At 59.5% G+C, this 18,388-nt stretch carries 16 protein-coding genes; 8 read left to right on the top strand and 8 right to left on the bottom strand.

What is annotated here, in order from left to right; translation table 11 throughout:
• Positions 1–9: 9 nt before the first annotated feature.
• The 4 genes from A9Q02_RS12350 to A9Q02_RS12335 all read right to left on the bottom strand — a co-directional run bounded on the left by A9Q02_RS12350 (position 10) and on the right by A9Q02_RS12335 (position 4,740).
• A complete protein-coding gene (locus tag A9Q02_RS12350) occupies positions 10–1,383 on the bottom strand; it encodes a S41 family peptidase (RefSeq protein ID WP_097653395.1) in 1,374 nt (457 codons plus the stop codon).
• Positions 1,384–1,425: 42 nt separating this feature from the next.
• Positions 1,426–2,199, bottom strand: coding sequence for a 16S rRNA (uracil(1498)-N(3))-methyltransferase (locus A9Q02_RS12345; protein WP_245860523.1), 774 nt, complete (start codon positions 2,197–2,199; stop codon positions 1,426–1,428).
• A complete protein-coding gene (locus tag A9Q02_RS12340) occupies positions 2,196–3,260 on the bottom strand; it encodes a type I phosphomannose isomerase catalytic subunit (RefSeq protein ID WP_141508870.1) in 1,065 nt (354 codons plus the stop codon). Before A9Q02_RS12340 ends, A9Q02_RS12345 begins: the two co-directional genes overlap by 4 nt.
• Before the next feature lie 79 nt (positions 3,261–3,339).
• Positions 3,340–4,740 carry a VanW family protein gene (locus A9Q02_RS12335; protein ID WP_097653393.1) on the bottom strand — a complete coding sequence of 467 codons (1,401 nt, stop codon included), beginning with the start codon at positions 4,738–4,740 and terminating at the stop codon, positions 3,340–3,342.
• 173 nt (positions 4,741–4,913) lie between these two features.
• On the opposite strand from A9Q02_RS12335, the gene A9Q02_RS12330 reads away from it, so the two are divergent.
• From A9Q02_RS12330 to A9Q02_RS12310, 5 genes are all read left to right on the top strand, one after another.
• Positions 4,914–5,804: a LysR family transcriptional regulator gene (locus tag A9Q02_RS12330; RefSeq protein WP_097653392.1), complete on the top strand. Its 891-nt coding sequence runs from the start codon at positions 4,914–4,916 to the stop codon at positions 5,802–5,804.
• 32 nt (positions 5,805–5,836) lie between these two features.
• The gene (locus A9Q02_RS12325; protein ID WP_216361507.1) at positions 5,837–7,336 is read left to right on the top strand and encodes an aminotransferase class V-fold PLP-dependent enzyme; all 1,500 of its coding nucleotides are present in this window, start codon (positions 5,837–5,839) and stop codon (positions 7,334–7,336) included.
• A gap of 509 nt (positions 7,337–7,845) precedes the next feature.
• The gene (locus tag A9Q02_RS24255; RefSeq protein WP_172450927.1) at positions 7,846–8,010 is read left to right on the top strand and encodes a hypothetical protein; all 165 of its coding nucleotides are present in this window, start codon (positions 7,846–7,848) and stop codon (positions 8,008–8,010) included.
• Positions 8,011–8,381: 371 nt separating this feature from the next.
• Entirely contained in the window at positions 8,382–8,813 is a 432-nt protein-coding gene (locus A9Q02_RS12315) for an EamA family transporter (RefSeq protein ID WP_135481292.1), read from the top strand.
• Between the two features lie 25 nt (positions 8,814–8,838).
• Positions 8,839–9,090 (top strand): hypothetical protein, encoded by a 252-nt coding sequence (locus A9Q02_RS12310; RefSeq protein ID WP_097653389.1) that lies wholly within the window; start codon positions 8,839–8,841, stop codon positions 9,088–9,090.
• 114 nt (positions 9,091–9,204) lie between these two features.
• Here the strand turns inward: A9Q02_RS12310 and A9Q02_RS12305 are convergent, their stop codons facing one another.
• Positions 9,205–10,992: a choice-of-anchor Q domain-containing protein gene (locus A9Q02_RS12305; RefSeq protein ID WP_245860522.1), complete on the bottom strand. Its 1,788-nt coding sequence runs from the start codon at positions 10,990–10,992 to the stop codon at positions 9,205–9,207.
• 54 nt (positions 10,993–11,046) lie between these two features.
• Positions 11,047–13,341, bottom strand: coding sequence for an ATP-dependent helicase (locus A9Q02_RS12300; protein ID WP_097653387.1), 2,295 nt, complete (start codon positions 13,339–13,341; stop codon positions 11,047–11,049).
• A 216-nt stretch (positions 13,342–13,557) separates the two neighbouring features.
• On the opposite strand from A9Q02_RS12300, the gene gmd reads away from it, so the two are divergent.
• A complete protein-coding gene (gene gmd, locus A9Q02_RS12295) occupies positions 13,558–14,532 on the top strand; it encodes a GDP-mannose 4,6-dehydratase (protein WP_097653386.1) in 975 nt (324 codons plus the stop codon).
• Between the two features lie 9 nt (positions 14,533–14,541).
• On the opposite strand, the gene A9Q02_RS12290 is transcribed toward gmd, so the two are convergent.
• Both A9Q02_RS12290 and A9Q02_RS12285 read right to left on the bottom strand, forming a co-directional pair.
• Positions 14,542–15,309, bottom strand: coding sequence for a class I SAM-dependent methyltransferase (locus tag A9Q02_RS12290; protein ID WP_097653385.1), 768 nt, complete (start codon positions 15,307–15,309; stop codon positions 14,542–14,544).
• A gap of 23 nt (positions 15,310–15,332) precedes the next feature.
• Positions 15,333–15,833, bottom strand: coding sequence for a hypothetical protein (locus A9Q02_RS12285; protein WP_097653384.1), 501 nt, complete (start codon positions 15,831–15,833; stop codon positions 15,333–15,335).
• Positions 15,834–16,270: 437 nt separating this feature from the next.
• On the opposite strand from A9Q02_RS12285, the gene fabZ reads away from it, so the two are divergent.
• Both fabZ and fabF read left to right on the top strand, forming a co-directional pair.
• Positions 16,271–16,696 (top strand): 3-hydroxyacyl-ACP dehydratase FabZ, encoded by a 426-nt coding sequence (fabZ, locus tag A9Q02_RS12280; RefSeq protein ID WP_097653383.1) that lies wholly within the window; start codon positions 16,271–16,273, stop codon positions 16,694–16,696.
• Between the two features lie 239 nt (positions 16,697–16,935).
• A partial coding sequence (fabF, locus tag A9Q02_RS12275; protein ID WP_141508867.1) for a beta-ketoacyl-ACP synthase II occupies positions 16,936–18,388 on the top strand: 1,453 nt, incomplete at its 3' end.

Here is an 18,388-nt window from a genome sequence, read left to right as displayed (position 1 = left end):
CCCGTACGCTTATGAGAAGATGGCCCGTGGGCCTTGTTGAGGGAGCAGGGTTGTTTGTTCGGCGGGCGGCGGTGGGGTGATGCCGGCGAGGAGTTGGAGGCCCCAGGCGAGTTGGGCGTCGTGACAGGTTGGTGCGCCTTCATTTGGGCGGCGCCCGGCGACGCAGGGGACCATGTATGCCGGATCATCTGAGGCAAGCACTTCGTATTCGGGGGTGATGCCAATACGATTGATCCGCGAGCGATCAGGGGTGAGCCAGTGGGCAATGGTAATGCGGGCACTGCTACCGTCACGTAACTGGTGAATGTTCTGGACTGAGCCTTTACCAAAGCTCCGCTCACCAAGCAGGGTTGTGTTGGGGCGCTCGTCGCGCAAGGCTCCGGCGACAATTTCGGCGGCGCTGGCTGATGACCCGTTGATCAGTACGACCATTGGTGGTTCATACAGCCGTGTCTCACTCGCGCCGGGAATGGTGCGGAGTTCTTTGAAGACCCCACCATTTTCTTCTTCATAGAGGGCCACGCCGTTGTAAAAACGGCCCAGTACCTCCTGGGCGGTGCGCAAATAACCACCGGGATTATTTCGCAAATCGAGGATAATACTGGTTGGTTGCTGCGGGATCAATTCGCGCAGCGTATCATCAAGCATCGCGGTGGTGGTCGCTTTGAATTCGGTAATCTGGATGTAGGCAACGCCATTGTCGAGCATCTCGGCGTTGACGGTGATAATGGGCACCTCGTCGCGGGTGATCGCCACGTCAAACGGCTCAGGGTCAGGTGTGCGCCGTAGCGTCAGCGTTACCAGTGATCCTTTGGGGCCGCGAATTTTGCTTGCGGCAAAACTGGTGGCCTCGCCATCGCTCATGGCGGCGATTTCTGGGCCAAGTAAAAGCCCATCCACCGCAACAATGACATCACCTGCTTGCAACCCGGCCTGTTCGGCTGGCGAGCCCTTGAAGGGCCGATCAATGATGATTTCGCCTTCTTTGATGCCGAGATAGGCCCCGATCCCTTCAAATTTCCCCTGCATTGACTCACGACTCTGGGCGGCTAGAACGGGTTCTTGAAAGGTTGTATACTCATCATCAAGCGAGCTCAGCATGCCGCGAATCGCACCATAGACCATCTCTTGCCGGTCGATGGGTTCCGTCTGGTAAAATTCGCCTTCCACCAGATGCCAAACCTGCCAGAAGACTGCAAACTGGTCACGTACCTGTGCTGGTGTATCCTGTCGGACAGAGGTTGTGCCAAAGCTGGCAAGAAAACTATCGACAAAGGTTGTCCCTGCCAGTCGTGCCGCCGTCCAGCCACTGGCAAAGGCAATGATGGCGACCAGAACGCTCACAATGGAGCCGGCGATGAGTGCACGCGAGATACGAATCATAAGCTAAACCTCTCGTCGAGTGACGTAAGGGGAACTGATAGATCAGGCGACTGCCGAACGGTTGTCAAGTTCATAGAGTAGGGCGGCGGTGGCGGCGACCGGTGCAGTCTCGGCGCGTAAAATACGCGGGCCAAGTGATACAGGCATGATACCATGGTCAACTGCGGTTGTCAGTTCATCTGGGGTAAGACCGCCTTCGGGTCCACTGAAGAGGGCGAGCGAGGTGAGGTTGGGGTTCCCCGTTGTCGTGAGATAGGTGCGAAGTAGAGTACGGAGCAAGGGCATGCCATCGAATTCGGCAAGCAGCAGGGCGAGGCTTGCCTGGTTCACTTGGGCGCAGGCGCTGGCAAAGGTCTGTGGTCGTTCAATTGCTGGCAGCAAACCACGGCACGACTGTTCAGCAGCCTCGCGCACGATGCGCTGCCAGCGTTCGTGTTTGCGCTCGTCAGCCCGTTCACTCGCGAGCGAGCGTGCGCAGAGGACGGGTACAAAGCGCGAGGCGCCCAGTTCAACGCATTTTTGCAGCGCCCACTCGAAGCGTTCGGCCCGCATCAGTGGCAAATAGATCGTCAGGTGCAGGTCTGGTTCGCCGGTGGCCGGTTCATGGGCAAGGATGTGGCCCACAACCTCTTTGCGGCTCAGGGCGGTCAGTTCCAGGGTATAGGCGGTGCCGAGGCCATCAAGGAGCAAGATCTGATCGCCGGGATTGAGCCGTAGCACCCGGCTGAGTTGATGTGCCAGGGCTGGATCTTCGAGGCGAACCAGATCGTTGCGCAGGGTGGCGGGCTCAACAAAAAAACGAAACGTATTTTTCACGGCAATTGACGTAGCGTAGGGGCAAGCTGTGCGGCAGTATACCCTACTGCGGTGGCTTGCTGGATGAGTTGCGGCAGATCGGGTACATACGCGTTGAGCATCATCGCGTTGCCTTGCGGCACAAGTTGATAGGTGCCAAGGGCTGCTGGTAACACGACCGAGCGCCCACGTTCAAGTTCCAAGGTGAGCGCATTGGTAACAAGTTGCACATACCCATCGAGGACGGTCAGGATCGCAAAGCTTCCTTGATCAGTCGAAGCGGTGACTGGTTGCGCGAAGTTCCAGCGTTCAAGCGCAAACGAAGGGCAGGCAATCAAGAGATCGCGGGTAGGATCCAGGCTTAGCGGCGGCACCAACGCATCTGGCGCCGGGGCAAACTGGCTCACCTGCAACGCCTGTTCAAGATGGAGCGGTCGGGGTTGACCGGTGTGGGCATCACGGCGGCCATAGTCATAGACCCGATAGGTGAGATCGGACTTTTGCTGGATTTCAAAGAGCAGAATGCCTGCATTGATCGCGTGGATCGTCCCGGCGGGCACAAAAATCACATCACCAGGGGCCACGGGTACATGGGCCATCAGTTGCTCGACGGAACCATCGGCAACTGCGGCGGCAAATTCCTCTCGCGTGCATGGCTTTTTGAGGCCATACGTTACCGTTGCACCCGGGGCAGCATCAATGATATACCATGCCTCGGTCTTACCGTGAAAGCCGGTATGAGCCTCATAAGTATGGGCATACGCATCGTCAGGATGCACCTGGATCGAGAGCCGGTCGTTGGCATCAATGAACTTGGCGAGCAGCGGAAAATCGGCCCCATAGCGCTGGAGCGTCCGACTACCGACCAGATCGCCCTCATACAGAGCAACAAGGTCGGCGATCGATCTTCCGACGTACGGTTCAGAACTGACGAGATTCCCCTCAAAGACCTGCCAACTCTCACCGAGGCGTTCTGGGTAGGGATGGGGCAGATCAAGCCATGGGGCAAGGCGGGTGCCACCCCAGATCGGCTCGACCAGCCTGGGAGTCGTCAATACGGGTCCGAGTGGCGGCTGTTTCACCAGAACCTCACTTCTCCTTCGTAGTCGGTCAGACCGCACAGGTCTTCAAGACCTGTGCGGTCTGACGGGCGCTCGCTCCTTAACGTCTGGGGGCAATTACCTTGACGCCAGCGGGTGGGGTAACGCCTGGCCCATAGAGAAAGAAATCTTCCCAGGGCGCATAGCGGGTGACATAGGCATCGGTGCGGGTACGGCCATTGGCTAACGTAATCACCCGGTTCAGCGTCACATCCACCCCGGCGCGTCCCTGCACCATCTGGCGCACGGCACCCTGGGGCAACGATGCATCATACTGCCAGACGGCAATGCCGGGTTGTTTCCAGTTGCGCGTAATTGGGGCCTGGTGAACGACCTTGCGGCCATCGTTAATGCCATAGATCTCGAAGGAGACCTGCGAGGCCTTCAGATCGGTAATGCCGACCAGATAGACCGGGCCGGGGCTATCGTTGCGCCAGCGGAAATCGACACTGGGCACAAAGACGGTGGCATCGAACCCGAGGATATTTTCGTAGAAATTGACAATATGGCTATGGCCGACGCGGCGGGTAATCTGCAAGCCCGCGTACGAGACAGCCCGGAAGAGCGTTGTTGAGACCTGACAGAGGCCGCCGCCGATAACGCGTTCGAGGCGCCCGCCCACGATCGCATAGCCATCAACAAAGCCATTGGCCTCAGAAAAATCGCCAATCGAGTTAAACGAAAACTCGGCCCCAGCGGGCACAATCATCCCATGCACCATCTCGGTGGCCCGACTGACATTGGTCACGCGCTCGTAGGACGAGGCCGCAAAGCCCGTCGTGGCGCGTCCGAGCAACTCAATCGCCCGGACTGGTGCTGTGGCGGCGCGGGCCACCGGATCGCGCTGGAGCAGCATCCGTCCAACGGGGGTCAGGCGCACGGCATCAGGCTCGGTTGCGGTTGCAGGATGATACGCCAAGCGCGCACGTTCAAAGTATTGCACCAGCACCTCGGTTCCGGTCACATCGTCTTGCTCGTACAACTCTTCAGAGATCGGAAAGCCAAAGACTGGAACCCCACCGTTGCTTTGCCAGAACCAGCGAAAGGCCCCCCCGAGGGTATGGCCTGACTCGGGGTAAAAATCGCGTTCAGGATCGGCGCTGCCAGCCAGCCATTGGAAAGCCGGATCGGCCCGTCCCTCGCTCAGCATCGCCCCGGCACGGGTAAGAGTTACCCTAGCGGGTTGTGGAGCGGTTGGGTTATACTCAAACCGTGCGTACTCGAAATACTGAACCTGACGACCGTCAGCCCCGATGATCAATTCGGTGAGCGGCAGACCGAAGACGGCCACCCCGCCGTAGGTATCAAAGAACTGCTTGATCTGCATGCCAACATTGTGGCCGGTTTCAGGGAAATAGGTAAAGGCGGTTGCCTGCGGATTGGCTGCTGGTGCAGCCGCCAGGGGCGTACTCGGAAGAAGCAACGCCAATGCCAGGAGGATGAGTATGAGGTAGCGGTACATAGCTGTACCTCCATTCCTTATGATGACACGTGAGCAACACGAGTGAGCGTCAAACTGCTTACGATTATAACACGCCCTCGAACTGATCTGCTATACTAAGGCACATTGACCTATACTACGCAACAATGTTTTCTTGAAGCACCGCTGGTCGCGATGACCAGGATGAGTAAACTATGGAACTACGACATCTGCGCTACTTTGAAGCAGTAGCTCGCCACTCACACGTGACACGCGCTGCTGCTGAATTGCATATTGCCCAGCCTGCGTTGAGCAAGCAGATTAGCCAGCTCGAGCATGAACTGGGGGTGGCCCTCTTTGATCGCGTTGGGCGCAACGTGCGCCTGACCGAGGCTGGTGAAGCGCTGTTGCCCCATGCCCGTGCGGTCATGGCCCAGGTTGAGTCGGCCCGCGCCGAAATGGCCGAACGTGTTGGCTTGAGTCGCGGGCGGGCGTCGGTTGGCACACCACCAACCGTTGGGACGCAACTGTTGCCACGGGTGCTCGCGGCTTTTAATCGCCGTTACCCTGGTATCGAATTGCGCTTGCATGAAGCAGGCGTGCAGACTCTGTTTGATCTGCTCGAGGCCGGCCTGACGGATGTGGGGATTGTGACGCTTCCGGTTGAAGACGAACATCTGACGGTGGTGCCGCTCTTTACCGAAGAGATGGTCATTGTTGTGTGCCGTGATCATGCCCTGGCTGCACAGGGCATGGCGCAGATGGCCGATTTTCAAGAGGCTTCGTGGGTGCTCTCGCCCGAAAATTATGAATTGCGCGAGGCGACGTTGACGGCCTGTCAGCAGGCTGGCTTTACCCCTCGGGTGGTCCTGGATGGGGGAGAGACCGATACGCTCTTGCGTTTTGTGGCGGCGGGCATCGGCATTGCGCTTGTACCACGACTGGCGGTGCAAGAGACGAGTGAGGTGATGATGCTTCGGGTAACCGATCAGAAACTCGAACGGACCCTGGGGCTCGTTTGGCGAGGCGATCGGGTTGCCTCGCCAGCGGCGCGCGCACTCCGCGAATTTCTGGTGACCCAGTTGAAGCGTTCGGTTTATGTGTGAGGTAGTGGCTGACCACGCCCAAGGAGAGTTGTATGATGGCCCTCATTGCTGCTAACCTCTATCCCCCCGAGGGCTTTGACGCTGCCCGTGCCGCTTTTTTGCAGCGCAATCCAGCCTATGCAGCGACGTCGCGCCTGCGGGAACTGCGGGCCACCGAATACGCCCGGTTGGATCAGCAGGGGCATATTTACCTCGACTATACCGGAGGAAGCCTCTACGCCGAGGAGCAGGTGCGCCGCCATGCTGACCTGTTACGGCAACATGTCTTTGGCAACCCTCACTCCGTCAATCCTACGTCGATGGCGGCCACTCGCCTGGTGGATCAGGCCAGAGCGTATGTCTATGACTTCTTCCGGGCCTCGCCAGAGGAGTACACGGCCATCTTCACCCCCAATGCCAGTGGTGCCCTCAAGCTGGTGGGCGAGGCCTATCCCTTCTGCCCTGGCGGGCGCTACCTGCTGACCTTTGACAACCACAATTCAGTCAACGGCATTCGCGAGTTTGCCCAGGCCAAGGGCGCAGAGGTGACCTACCTACCGGTGGTTCCCCCAGATCTGCGCATCAGCCAGGAGCGACTGGACGCTTTGCTTGACCGGGCGGATCTGGCTTATGCAAACCTCTTTGCCTTCCCCGCCCAGTCCAACTTCTCTGGTGTGCAGCACCCGCTCGATCTGATCGAACACGCCCATGCCAAGGGATGGGATGTCTTCCTGGACGCGGCGGCCTTTACGCCCACCAATCGGCTGGATCTGAGTCGCTGGAAACCCGATTTTGTCTCGCTCTCGTTCTACAAGATCTTTGGTTACCCCACAGGGGTAGGTTGTCTGCTGGCCCGCAAAGACGCGCTGAAAAAGCTGCGACGTCCATGGTTTGCCGGCGGAACGATCACGATGGCTTCGGTGCAGGGGTGCAGCCATCACCTGGCCGATAGCGAGGCGGCGTATGAGGATGGTACCGTAGATTACCTCAACCTGCCTGCGATCAAGATCGGGCTAGAGTACATCGACAGCATTGGCGTGGATTTGATCCACGACCGGGTCGCCGCACTCACGGGTTGGCTGCTCGAAGAGTTGGCGGCGCTGCGCCACAGCGATGGCTCGCCCCTGGTGCGCATCTACGGTCCGACTGACACCACTGCTCGCGGCGGAACGATCGCCTTCAATTTCTACGATCCCGAGGCTGAACTGGTGGATTTCCACATCGTCGAGCAGTTGGCGAATGAGGCCCGGATCTCCCTGCGCACAGGTTGTTTCTGCAACCCTGGGGCTGGGGAAGTAGCGCACGGCCTGACCGAGGCCGAGATGCGCGAGGCTTTTCAGGATGAGCAGCGGATGACGCTGGATCAATTCCAGTCGATCCTCCAACAGAAGCACAAAAAGAGTGCCGGCGCCGTGCGCGTCTCGCTGGGCATTGCCAGCAACTTTGCCGATGTTTACCACTTTATGGCTTTTGCCGCCAGTTTCCTGGACAAGCGAGTTGGGGAGTTGCGGATGCCTTGCTTCCCCCCATGCCAAAAGGCCGCCCAGGGGTAGCGCACCTACTGAGCTTCGCTCAGACGGGCAAAACGACACTGAAACTCTGGGGATCACGTCACAACGTGAGTTTGGCGGGGCACACCCACACATAGCGGACACTCTCATCTGCGTAATCTGCGGATTGATCTCTCACTCCAACGGTGACGACCCTAGTCAACGAGCTTGCCACTCTCACCCAGCCTGTCATCCTGGTGTTGATCGCGGTGGCGCCCACCTGGCAGGTCGGACGAGGATCGCCCGGCCCCTGCACGGCGTGGGGTGGCCCTCCGTTTTGGTCGAAGCGTGGTAGACTGGAGGCGAAAACACGAGAGCGAGCAAAGCCACAGCAACGACGTCGCCCCTAAGTATGCCGTCGTCTTTCCCAACGACGCCGTCAGCACGCTGAGGAACATCATCGCGCCGGACTACCGGCTCGAACACTTTGCTGAATGCGCTGTCTCGGGCTAGATATGTGGTACTCTAGGGGCTCGTCTTAGCTGTTGACACCGAGAAACGGAGGCCCGGGATTGAATGCCAAAAGCCGAGATCTCTTGAGCCTTGTGATCGTGGGCTTTTTGATTGCCAGTCTGCTCTTCGGCTGGAATACGCTCCTCGTAGGAGGGTTGGCGATTGTCGCCTTGCTTATCCTTGTGGTGCTCGAGTTGCGTACTCGTCGGAGGCAGTTTCCCTGAGGCGCGTCACGGATGCTTGCCTGTCGTTCCATACCAGATCAAGCCATGCCCCCGGAAGGGCGCAGCCGCACCCTTCCCGCCGACGATCTGGCCACCCCGGATCGTTGCATGCCTCCGGAAGGACGCAGCAGCGATGAACGCAGCGCTGTGGTTGAGGGAGGCGCATGGGCTGCTGCGCCCCTACGCGGGGCGGGCGCGGGGAGCGCACTAGGCTCGTAGGAAACGGGCGCATATGTGCCCCAATACGATGTCAACCCCCTTTGCGCCTCGGCGCCTCTGCGTTAAACATTCCGGATCCACGCACGGGCAGACACGCCACTTCCCTACCCGCACCTTGCAGGATAGCGGGCTGTTTCTAGGAGGAAACTTTGATGAACACAACCGCCTGGATCTTCTGGGCGCTGCTCTCGGCGGTGTTTGCGGCGCTCACCGCGATCTTCGCCAAGATCGGCATCCAAGGTGTTGACTCCGATTTTGCCACCCTCATTCGCACGGTGGTGATCCTGTTTGCGCTGGCGGCTTTCGTCTGGATGACGGGCAAGTGGGTCAATCCGCTTACGCTCAGCGGCAAGACCCTGAGCTTTCTCATCCTTTCGGGGCTGGCCACCGGGGCCTCGTGGGTCTGCTACTTTCGGGCGCTGAAGATCGGCGAGGCATCAAAGGTCGCCCCGGTCGACAAGCTCAGCGTCGTGCTCGTCGCGATCTTCGCCTTCGTCTTCCTGGCTGAGCGCCCCTCGCCAGGCGCGTGGCTCGGCATTGCGATGGTGGGGGCGGGCGTCGTGGTGATAGCGCTGAACAGCTAAACCGTATCTGCGCTACGGGAAGCGCATGATCGCACCACCGACCCTGGTCGTCGCGACGAACCTGCGGCTGCTGATCCTGCGCGAGGATCCGGTTACCCAGCGGGAACGCTACGGCTATCGGCGCTTCACCCTGCCGCGCAGCCGGGCAGCTAGTCTCGCCGTACGCGACGAGGCAGACCACATCCTGCTGGAATACACGCCGGATCCGACTCTCCTGCGCGTTCAGCTCGATCCTACGCACCGCTCGGCCATCCAGCGGATGCTCGCCGCGCTCTAGGCGACCGATCAGGTTTCGCATCCAATTGTCTGAAGACGAAAGAGCTGGCGTGTAGCCCCACAAGGACGCACGCCAATTGAAAGGAATGGCGTGAACAGCGTGGTCGGGGCGCTCTTACCGCCGGATCTGCGGCAAGTAGATCTGCTGAACGCTTGCGACTACGGCGCCAAACTCATACGCTCCGATATCGCAGGTACCGACCCGCGGCGCGTCGCGCTGGTCGGTGCTGGTGCAACCGCTGCCAGCGTCGATCGCAGGGCTCCCCTCGGCCAGGGCCATCGTCGGCGTCGGGCCGCCGTTATCCGCCAGCGCCTCTAGCAGCGGGTCGGCGAAGAGGATGGCCGAGGCCGGACTTGTGATCAGGTTGTTGACCTCATTGTCGAAGTCGGGCGCTTTGGTGCGCGGGTACTGCAGGTTGTTGCCCCCGTTGACGAGCGGCCGGTTGGTATGATACCCCTGGTATGCGCTGGTGACCGGGTTGGTGTGGCTCGGGTCGAGCCGGTTGTGCGCAAAGAGCGAGCTGCGCAGGGTAACGACGCGCCCGAGGTCGCTGTCGCCGCCTGCGAAAATTGCGCCGCCTTGAAACGTCGCAAAGTTCTGGGCGAACGTGGCGTTCACAACCTCGATCACGCCCATCGAAACGATCATCCCGCCGCCCTGACCGACGCGGTTGGAGTTCGCCTCGGAGGCGCGGTTGCCGACAAAGGTCGAGCGCTCGACCCGGCCCTTGCCACGCACCAGGATCCAGGCCCCGCCACCCTGGCGGTAGGCGTAGTTGTCCACAAACGTCGAAGCGCTGATCAGCAGGTTATCTTCGTCTGTCCCACCGGCGAAGTCATCCTCAATGTGGTAGATCGCGCCGCCATGGCCCTCGGTCGGTGGCACGCCAACAAGTCGGTTGTTCCGAAAGGTCGAGCGCTCGTAGATCGCTCGGGTGCCCAGGTTATCAGAGATTGTGACCTTGATTGCGCCGCCCCCGCGCACTGCTGTATTGCTGTCGAACAGCGAGCCGCAGACCTCGACCGTATTGCGCGCATCCGGGTTGAAGGAGTTCGACACGCCATCCAGGTGCAGCGCGCCGCCGTGCCCGCGTACAATGCCGCCAGCGGTGGCGTCGGCAGCCCGATTGTTGGTGAATGCGCTATTGTAGACCAGCAGACCGGTGGCAATGCCGCCGAAGGCTCCACCGCTGCCCGCTTCGTTGTCATTGAAGCTGGAGCCAACAATCACCGTCTCGTAGATATTGGCGGCAAAGATCGCGCCGCCCTGGTTATCTTCGTCGGTAATGCTGGTGGTGCGGTTGCCCTCGAAGGTCGTGTTAAAAACATGCAGGCGCGTACCCGGGCTCGCGCCAATCCAGATCGCGCCGCCGCGCGCATTGGCGTCACGGGTTTTGGTGGCAGCGGGCGCGCGCCCACGCACGAGGCGCATGTTCTGAATGGTCAGGTCGTTGCCTTTGGTCTTATCAACATCAGAGCCAGGGGTAAAGGGCTTCTCTAGAATACGGGTCTGCCCCTGCCCATCCAGGGTAACCAGACCACCGCCATCAAGCACGGTGTCGACCGTGGCGCTCGCAATCAAAGGTGAACTGAGCGCAATGGTCATCGGCGCGGCACCGCAGTCGAAGGTAATGTGGCCGCCCTGATCCAGCGCGCGCTGCACGCCAGCCTGGGTGCAGTCGCCGATAATGGTTGGCTTCACCAGGGTCACCGGCTGAACTGGGGCGGCACAGAAAGCGGGCCGGGCAGTGAGAAGCGTATCGGCTGATGCGGACTCCTGCGCCAGCATCAGCTGGCCGAGCAGAGCACCAACCAACACCAGCGTGCAGATAAAGCGCATTGATGGGACGATATGGCGAGGAGGGCCTGATCTTCGACGCTGCCAATGTCTTTCGCTGAGCATAACGTCTTCCTTAACGCCCGAGATGCTGAGCGCGGCGAAGCTTGACCAGGTCGCTTACGCTTCGCTCACCCGTTCCAGCCGGGCAAAACTGGCGAGCAGCCGTCGTTCGCGGTCAGGGAAGCTGACGGTGACTTCTTCGTCACCCTCCACCAGGCGACTGCTGACAACAACCCCTTCGCCAAAGGTGGCGTGACGGACGCGCTGCCCGGCAAAAAAGGATACTTCTGTCGGGCCGGCAGGCCGTTGGGTGCGGGTGTTTTTGCCACCAGAACGATTGGCTGGGATGACGACGGGCGCGGTCTTCTGCCCTGGCCTGGCGATGCGTTGCTCGGGTTGGCGGTCGAGACCACTCCGCTTGGTGAACATGCTCGTCTGAGCCGTTGGTTGATTCGTTCCGATACGACCTTGCGGCTGTTTCAGCAATTCACGGGGAATATCGGTGAGGAAACGTGAGCGTGCACTGAAGGTACTGCGCCCGTACTGCATGCGCTTGAAGGCGTAACAGAGGTAGAGGCGTTGCCTGGCACGGGTTATGCCCACATAGAGCAGGCGGCGCTCTTCTTCGATCTGGTCGCGGGTGTCGAGTGACCGACTATGCGGGAGCAAGCCATCCTCGAGGCCGATCAGAAAGACCACTGGAAATTCGAGGCCTTTGGCTTGATGGAGCGTAATGCAGGTGATCGCATCGGCTTCGGCATCGAAGCGATCGACGTCGGCCACGAGGGCGACTTCTTCGAGAAAGGTCGGCAACTGAGCTTCGGTTGGCAGATTGAGATATTCGGTGCTCACCGAGCGCAACTCCTCGATATTACGCCAGCGCTCTTCGGCTGCTTCAGCGCCATACTCCTGCTCAAGCGCCTGGCGCACCCCAACTCGTGCAAGCACCGTATCCATCAATTCGGTGAGGGGCCGCTCGTGCCAATCACGGCTGAGTTCGTCAATCAGCGCAAGGAACCCAAGCAGCGCACTGGTTGACCGGGCATTCAAAGGTGACGCGATGGTGCCTGTTTCGAGTTCACGCAGCGCCTGAAAAACGGGCACCCCCAGCTCCATTGCCCAGCGCATCAACTCGGCCTCGGTGCGCTCGCCGATGCCCCGCCCAGGCCAGTTGAGCACCCGACTGAAGCTGACACTATCAAAGGGATTGATGATCAGGCGGAGATAAGCAATGACATCTTTGATCTCTTTGCGGTCATAAAAACGCATGCCGCCCACAATTTGATAGGCCAAGCCACGGCGGATCAGCGCCTCTTCGACGGGGCGCGACTGCGCGTTGGTGCGATACATCACCGCGCACCCACCGGGCGTCACCTCACCGGTGGCAACCAAGCGAGCGATTTCGTCCACCACAAAACCCGCCTCGGCCTCTTGGTCAAACCCCTCGTAGAGTGAAACGTCCAACCCCTGATCGTTGTCCGTCCAGAGGCGTTTGAGGTGGCGCTGCTTATCACCGGCATTGATGATCGCCTGAGCCGTGTCAAGAATTGCCTGGGTCGAACGATAATTCTGCTCGAGCAGAATCACCTGGGCCTCGGGATAATCGACTTCAAACGAGCGAATATTGCGCACATCAGCGCCACGGAACTGGTAGATCGACTGATCATCGTCGCCGACGACAAAGAGGTTGCGATGGCGGAGTGCGAGCTGGCGCACTAGCAGATACTGGACCCGATTGGTATCCTGATACTCGTCAACGAGCAGGTACGTATAGCGATCCTGATAGCGCGCCAGCACCTCGGGATGCTCGTCAAACAGCCGCACCATCTCGACCAGCAGATCATCAAAATCGAGCGCGTTCGACTCACGCAGCAGCGCCTGGTAGCGTTCGTAGCAGCGCGTCACAAGCTCACCGAAATAGGTACGATTGAGGCGGGCATACTCCTGGGGCGAGACGAGTTCATTTTTTGCACTCGAAATCTGGCCAAGGATCGCCCTAGGGGGATGCTGTTTCTCATCAAGCTTGAGATCGCGCAGCACCCGGCGCATTAAGCGGAGTTGATCATCGGCATCGTAGATCGCAAAATCGCGTTCGCGCCCGAGGTGGACAATATCCTTGCGGAGGAAGCGCGCACAGAGGCTATGAAAGGTGCCTGCCGAGAGCACCTGCGCCGCATCGGGGCCGATCAACGCTTGGAGGCGATCTTTCATCTCACGGGCGGCCTTATTGGTAAACGTCACCGCCAGGATATGAAACGGATCGACCCCAGCCTCATTGATCAGATAGGCAATGCGATGTGTCAACACCCGTGTCTTGCCGCTCCCCGGCCCGGCCAGAACGAGCACCGGCCCGGCAGTTGCCTCGACTGCCTGTCGTTGGGCGGGATTCAGCCCCTGTGTATGCTTGGACATGACTACCTCATGAACGTCAGTAGGGGCGAAGCACCCGCCCGCGATCACGCTGCAGCTTCGGGATGCGGCAGGGGCGGGTGCTTCGCCCCGACGGGCAATCGCACGCCCACCCTCCGCTTCCCCAGAAATGCAAAATGCCAGTGATGGTACACTATAGCACATGATGTTGTGTATACTGATACCGCACGAAGCTTCGTTTGAAAGGAAATGAAAAGCATGGCCAAGAAGCGGGCGTTGATTACAGGGATTACAGGGCAGGATGGCAGTTACCTAGCTGAGCTACTGCTTGAAAAGGGTTATGACGTTGTCGGGATGATCCGGCGTTCGAGCACGGTCAACTTCGAGCGCATTCAACATATTCAGGATCGCATTACGCTTGCCACAGGTGATCTGATGGATGAGATCTCGATGATCAACCTGTTGCGCGAATATCGTCCGAGTGAAGTCTATAACCTAGCGGCCCAGTCGTTTGTGCAGACCTCGTGGGCGCAACCGGTCTTTACCGGCGAGACTACGGCGCTCGGGGTGACGCGGGTGCTTGATGCGGTGCGTCTGGTTGATCCCGAGATCCGGTTTTATCAGGCCAGCAGCAGTGAGATGTTTGGCAAAGTCGTCGAGGTGCCGCAGACCGAGACAACGCCATTTTACCCACGTAGCCCCTACGGTGTCGCCAAAGTCTACGGCCACTGGATCACGGTCAACTATCGCGAGAGTTACAATCTGCACGCGAGCAGTGGCATTCTCTTTAACCACGAAAGCCCCCGGCGTGGCCTCGAATTTGTGACGCGCAAAATTGCCCATGGCGCAGCACGTATCAAACTCGGCCTCGACCATGAATTGCGCCTGGGCAACCTCGATGCCCGTCGCGACTGGGGCTTTGCCGGGGATTATGTTGAAGCAATGTGGTTGATGCTTCAGCAAGATACGCCCGATGATTATGTTGTGGCAACGGGTGAAACGTATGCCGTGCGCGAGTTCTGTGAACTGGCGTTTGGGGCGGTGGATCTCGATTACCAGGATTATGTGGTCATGGACGACCGGTTTATGCGCCCTGCCGAAGTCGATCTGCTCATCGGCGACCCCGCGAAAGCGCAGGCTAAACTCGGCTGGAAGCGCAAAGTGAGTTTTCCTGAACTGGTACAGATGATGGTTGAATCAGATGTTCAGATGTTGAAAAATCTGATGCGTTAACGACGTATGCTAGGGTTCGCGGGCCGGACTCGCCACCGCAATAAGGCGTGGGCTACCTGTGGCGTACTCATCGAGCTCATACGAGCCATAGATATGCCGCACCACAAAACCGGCTCGGGCCAGCAAGTGTTCCAGTTCAAAGCGGTACAACCAGCGCATCGTGAACTGCATCGTCCGTCGTGTCACCTGCCCCTGTGGATCGGTTTCATCGTAGAGGTAGGTGACGCGACTCACTTGCGAAGCATAGTCGCTATCAATGGCGACAAACTTCTGCACATAACGGCCATCGAGATGATACGCACGGTCAAGGACAAGCCGATTATCCTCGCGCATGATCTCGGCGGGATCGGGGCTGAAGAGATCGAGGATCAGCAGGCCACGCCGGGTTAGCGCTTTGCGCATCGTATTCAGGCAGGCCAATTGGTCACCGACCCGTTCGAGGTGCATAAACGAATTGATCGCGATGAAAGCCAGGCTAAAATGGTTGGTGGGCAAGTGAACATCACGGACATCGCCTTGGATCAGGGTTGTCTGGGCGGTCAATTCGGCCTCGACGAGTTGTTCGCGGGCAATGGCAAGCATCGCGGCTGAACTATCGACGCCAGTGATCGTGTAGCCAGTTTCGGCAAGCGGCACCAGCACGCGCCCGGTGCCACACATCAACTCAAGCAGTGGGCCACCTGTACGGCGGGCGAACTCGTGATACAGGGCCACATCGTCGCGGTATTCACGAAAATCGGCATCGTAGTAGCGGGCAAAAGGATCATACGATTGCATAGATCACCATACATGGATTGTTGTTACGGAATGGCTGGCGCAACAAGGAAAAGCAACACAAAGACGCCCCCCATAAGGACAAGGCCAACAATGCCAATGACCAGCACCCGTGGATCAATAATTGGCTCGAACTGAGGCGGCTTCAACCGTGGCGGCCCTCCACTTGGTAAACGTGCCTGCGGCAAGCCACTGTGGGGCGCAGCGGGAAAGGGTGACGATGCCGACGTTGGTGGAACCGAAATCGTCGGCCCGTTGGCCGCGCCGCGCCGCGGTTGGCCGGTTGGCATTGGTGGCATCCCATTGCCAGGGGGTTGCTCCTTATTCGTCTCTTGAATGATTGAACTGACAATGCTCACCAGCACGCCAAGCCCAACCAGAACCCCGATCAGCATCGGTGTTGTAATAGAGAAACCAGTGACCTGTGAAAGCCACTGGGCGACAGGCGGAAGAAAACGCGAGCCAAAGATGACAAGGAGAAAAATCAACCAACCGATCCAACCACCACCACCACTACGTTGTTGCATTCTATTACCTCACACGGCGTGTGTTCCAGATCATCATATCAACTAGTTCTCTTCTATTCTAGCATGGAGATCTAGTAGGGGCGAAGCAATTGCATGTGTCACATCCCGAAGCGGTACCGTGCGGACGAGACGGCATAGGGTATCGGGGATGACCCGGTGGCACGGGGGACGGCACGGCGGGCATCGGGGACGGCATGGGACGACGTAGTAGGGCCGAAGCACGCGCCAGAGGAGGCGTAGGCACGAAGCGCAGCGTATGGGGCGCGTGCTTCGGCCTTACGGCCATGGGACGGCGACCAGGTCATCCAGGTGGCGATGGGGTGGGGGCGCGGTGGCGATGGGGTGGGGGCGCGGTGGCGATGGGGTGGGGGCGCGGTGGCGATGGGACGGCAGCGATGGGGTCTCAACACGACATAATACAGAAAGGATCAAGGCCCGTGCTAACGATACAAGAGATTATGGCAATTTTGCCGCATCGGTACCCGTTCCTCTTGCTTGACCGGGTGATCGAACTCGAGGCCGGGGTACGGGCGGTAGGCGAGAAACTGGTCACGGTCAATGAGCCGCAGTTTCAAGGCCATTTCCCCGATAATCCAGTGATGCCCGGGGTGTTGATTGTTGAGGCGCTGGCGCAAACTGGTGCTCTGGCGGTGATGAGTCTGCCGGCCTACGCTGATAAACTGGTGCTCTTTGCGGGTATTGATGATTGCCGGTTCAAGCGCGTCGTGCGCCCCGGCGATCATTTGCGCCTCGAAGTGACCCTTGACAAACTGCGCCGTGGCATTGGCAAAGGCCGCGGACGGGCCACCGTTGATGGTGAATTGGCGTGCGAAGCGGGCCTGCTCTTTGCCGTAACCGGGTAAGGTGGGGCGATTGCATCTTCCGTGAATGCACCCGCCAGGGCACCCGCAAGGGGTGCCCGTACACCGGGTTCGGCCCCCGGCCGGTAGGGGCACCCCTTGCGGGTGCCCTGATAGCGCGTCTTTTTGTATCCGGTTTCGTATGATGCAATCGCCCTGACCGGGTACGCCCTCGCGTTGCAGGCTCTCGTGCCGCGTGGTATCATATCTAGACGTTTCCGCGTATAAGCCAGGACTTGACTATGGCGCAGATGTCAGCGAATCGGCGAGCGGCCCTGCGTGCCGAGTTGCTCAGTCTGGTGCGTTCGACGGCGTCCAGTGACCTTGAGGCCCGGATTGATGAATTGCTGGCCGAGGTTCTTGAGGATGCGCCCATCACCGCCCCGTTGCCACTCGGGTTGGATGAAGAGGAAGAAGACCGCCGGATTGTCGTGACTGGGATGGGCGTTGTTTCGCCTTTTGGGATCGGGTTGGCTCCGTTTTGGAAGGGCTTGAGTAGTGGGCAGAGTGCGGTAACGCGGATTACCCACTTTGATGCGAGCCAGTTCCCGTGCCAAATTGCCGCCCAGGTGCCCAATTTTGTGCCGCAGGTCTTTATGGATGCGAAAGAGGCCCGGCGTATTTCGCGTTCGAGTCAGTTCGCCGTTGCGGCTGCGCATATGGCGGTCACGGCGGCGAATCTGCGCATTGACCCGGCGGCCAGTGAGGAGATCGGTACGCTGATTGGCTGTGGTACTAGTTCGATGCAGGAGATCGAGCAGGCTTCGGCGACGCTGCTGCAACGCGGCGGGATGAAGATCAGTCCCTTTTTTATTGCGTCGGCGCTGCCCCATATGCCCTCAAGCCAGGTTGCGATCCAGCTTGGGTTGCGTGGCTATACCTCGGCGGTTTGTACCGCCTGTGCCGCCGGTGCCCAGGCGATTGGTGAGGCGGCCGAGGTGATTCGGCGGGGTGACGCCGAGATAATGCTTGCTGGTGGGGCCGAAGCACCGATTAGTGCGCTCACGATCGGTGCGTTTGCGGTGATTCGGGCGTTGACCACTCAGGGCAACGATGACCCGAAGCATGCCTCGCGCCCCTTTGATGTACACCGCGATGGCTTTGTACTCGGCGAGGGTGCCGCCGTGCTGGTGCTCGAACGCATGTCGAGTGCGCGTCGCCGGGGTGCCCCCATTCAGGCTGAGTTGCTCGGGTACGGGGCCAGTTCCGATGCCTACCACGTCACTGCGCCTGACCCCAATGGCTATGGCGCAGTGCGTGCGATGCGCCGTGCGTTGCACAACGCTCGCCTTGATCCCCAACAGATCGACTATATCAATGCCCACGCCACTGCTACACCGGCTGGCGACCTGGCCGAAACGCGGGCGATCAAGCAGGTCTTTGGGGAGTATGCCGGCAATGTGCCCATCAGTGCCAACAAGTCAATGCTTGGGCACCTCACCGGGGCGGCTGGCGCCGTCGAGGCGGTTGCGACGATCTTGACGTTGCAGCATGGCCTGATCCCACCCACGATCAACCTTGACCAGCCTGATGAAGAGTGCGACCTTGACTATGTGCCAGGCACGGCTCGTCCGGCGCACCTGCAAGTTGCGATGTCCAATTCGTTTGGGTTTGGCGGGGTCAATGCCGTGCTGTGCCAGTTAATCAAGCGCTTTGATGAGTCGGTCTTGCAACTCTGGTTAGTCGATTTGAAGG

It is taken from the genome of Candidatus Chloroploca asiatica (assembly GCF_002532075.1).
GTDB classification, from domain to species: Bacteria; Chloroflexota; Chloroflexia; order Chloroflexales; family Chloroflexaceae; genus Chloroploca; species Chloroploca asiatica.
This window is presented reverse-complemented; position numbering and strand designations above follow the sequence as displayed.

Bases quoted from the DNA above. Each gene is read 5' to 3' on its own strand.
- A9Q02_RS12350 (WP_097653395.1), bottom strand. From the start codon at position 1,383: ATGATTCGTATCTCGCGTGCACTCATCGCCGGCTCCATTGTGAGCGTT.
- A9Q02_RS12335 (WP_097653393.1), bottom strand. From the start codon at position 4,740: ATGTACCGCTACCTCATACTCATCCTCCTGGCATTGGCGTTGCTTCTT.
- A9Q02_RS12330 (WP_097653392.1), top strand. From the start codon at position 4,914: ATGGAACTACGACATCTGCGCTACTTTGAAGCAGTAGCTCGCCACTCA.
- A9Q02_RS12325 (WP_216361507.1), top strand. From the start codon at position 5,837: ATGATGGCCCTCATTGCTGCTAACCTCTATCCCCCCGAGGGCTTTGAC.
- A9Q02_RS12315 (WP_135481292.1), top strand. From the start codon at position 8,382: ATGAACACAACCGCCTGGATCTTCTGGGCGCTGCTCTCGGCGGTGTTT.
- A9Q02_RS12310 (WP_097653389.1), top strand. From the start codon at position 8,839: ATGATCGCACCACCGACCCTGGTCGTCGCGACGAACCTGCGGCTGCTG.
- A9Q02_RS12305 (WP_245860522.1), bottom strand. From the start codon at position 10,992: ATGCTCAGCGAAAGACATTGGCAGCGTCGAAGATCAGGCCCTCCTCGC.
- A9Q02_RS12300 (WP_097653387.1), bottom strand. From the start codon at position 13,341: ATGTCCAAGCATACACAGGGGCTGAATCCCGCCCAACGACAGGCAGTC.
- gmd (WP_097653386.1), top strand. From the start codon at position 13,558: ATGGCCAAGAAGCGGGCGTTGATTACAGGGATTACAGGGCAGGATGGC.
- A9Q02_RS12290 (WP_097653385.1), bottom strand. From the start codon at position 15,309: ATGCAATCGTATGATCCTTTTGCCCGCTACTACGATGCCGATTTTCGT.
- A9Q02_RS12285 (WP_097653384.1), bottom strand. From the start codon at position 15,833: ATGCAACAACGTAGTGGTGGTGGTGGTTGGATCGGTTGGTTGATTTTT.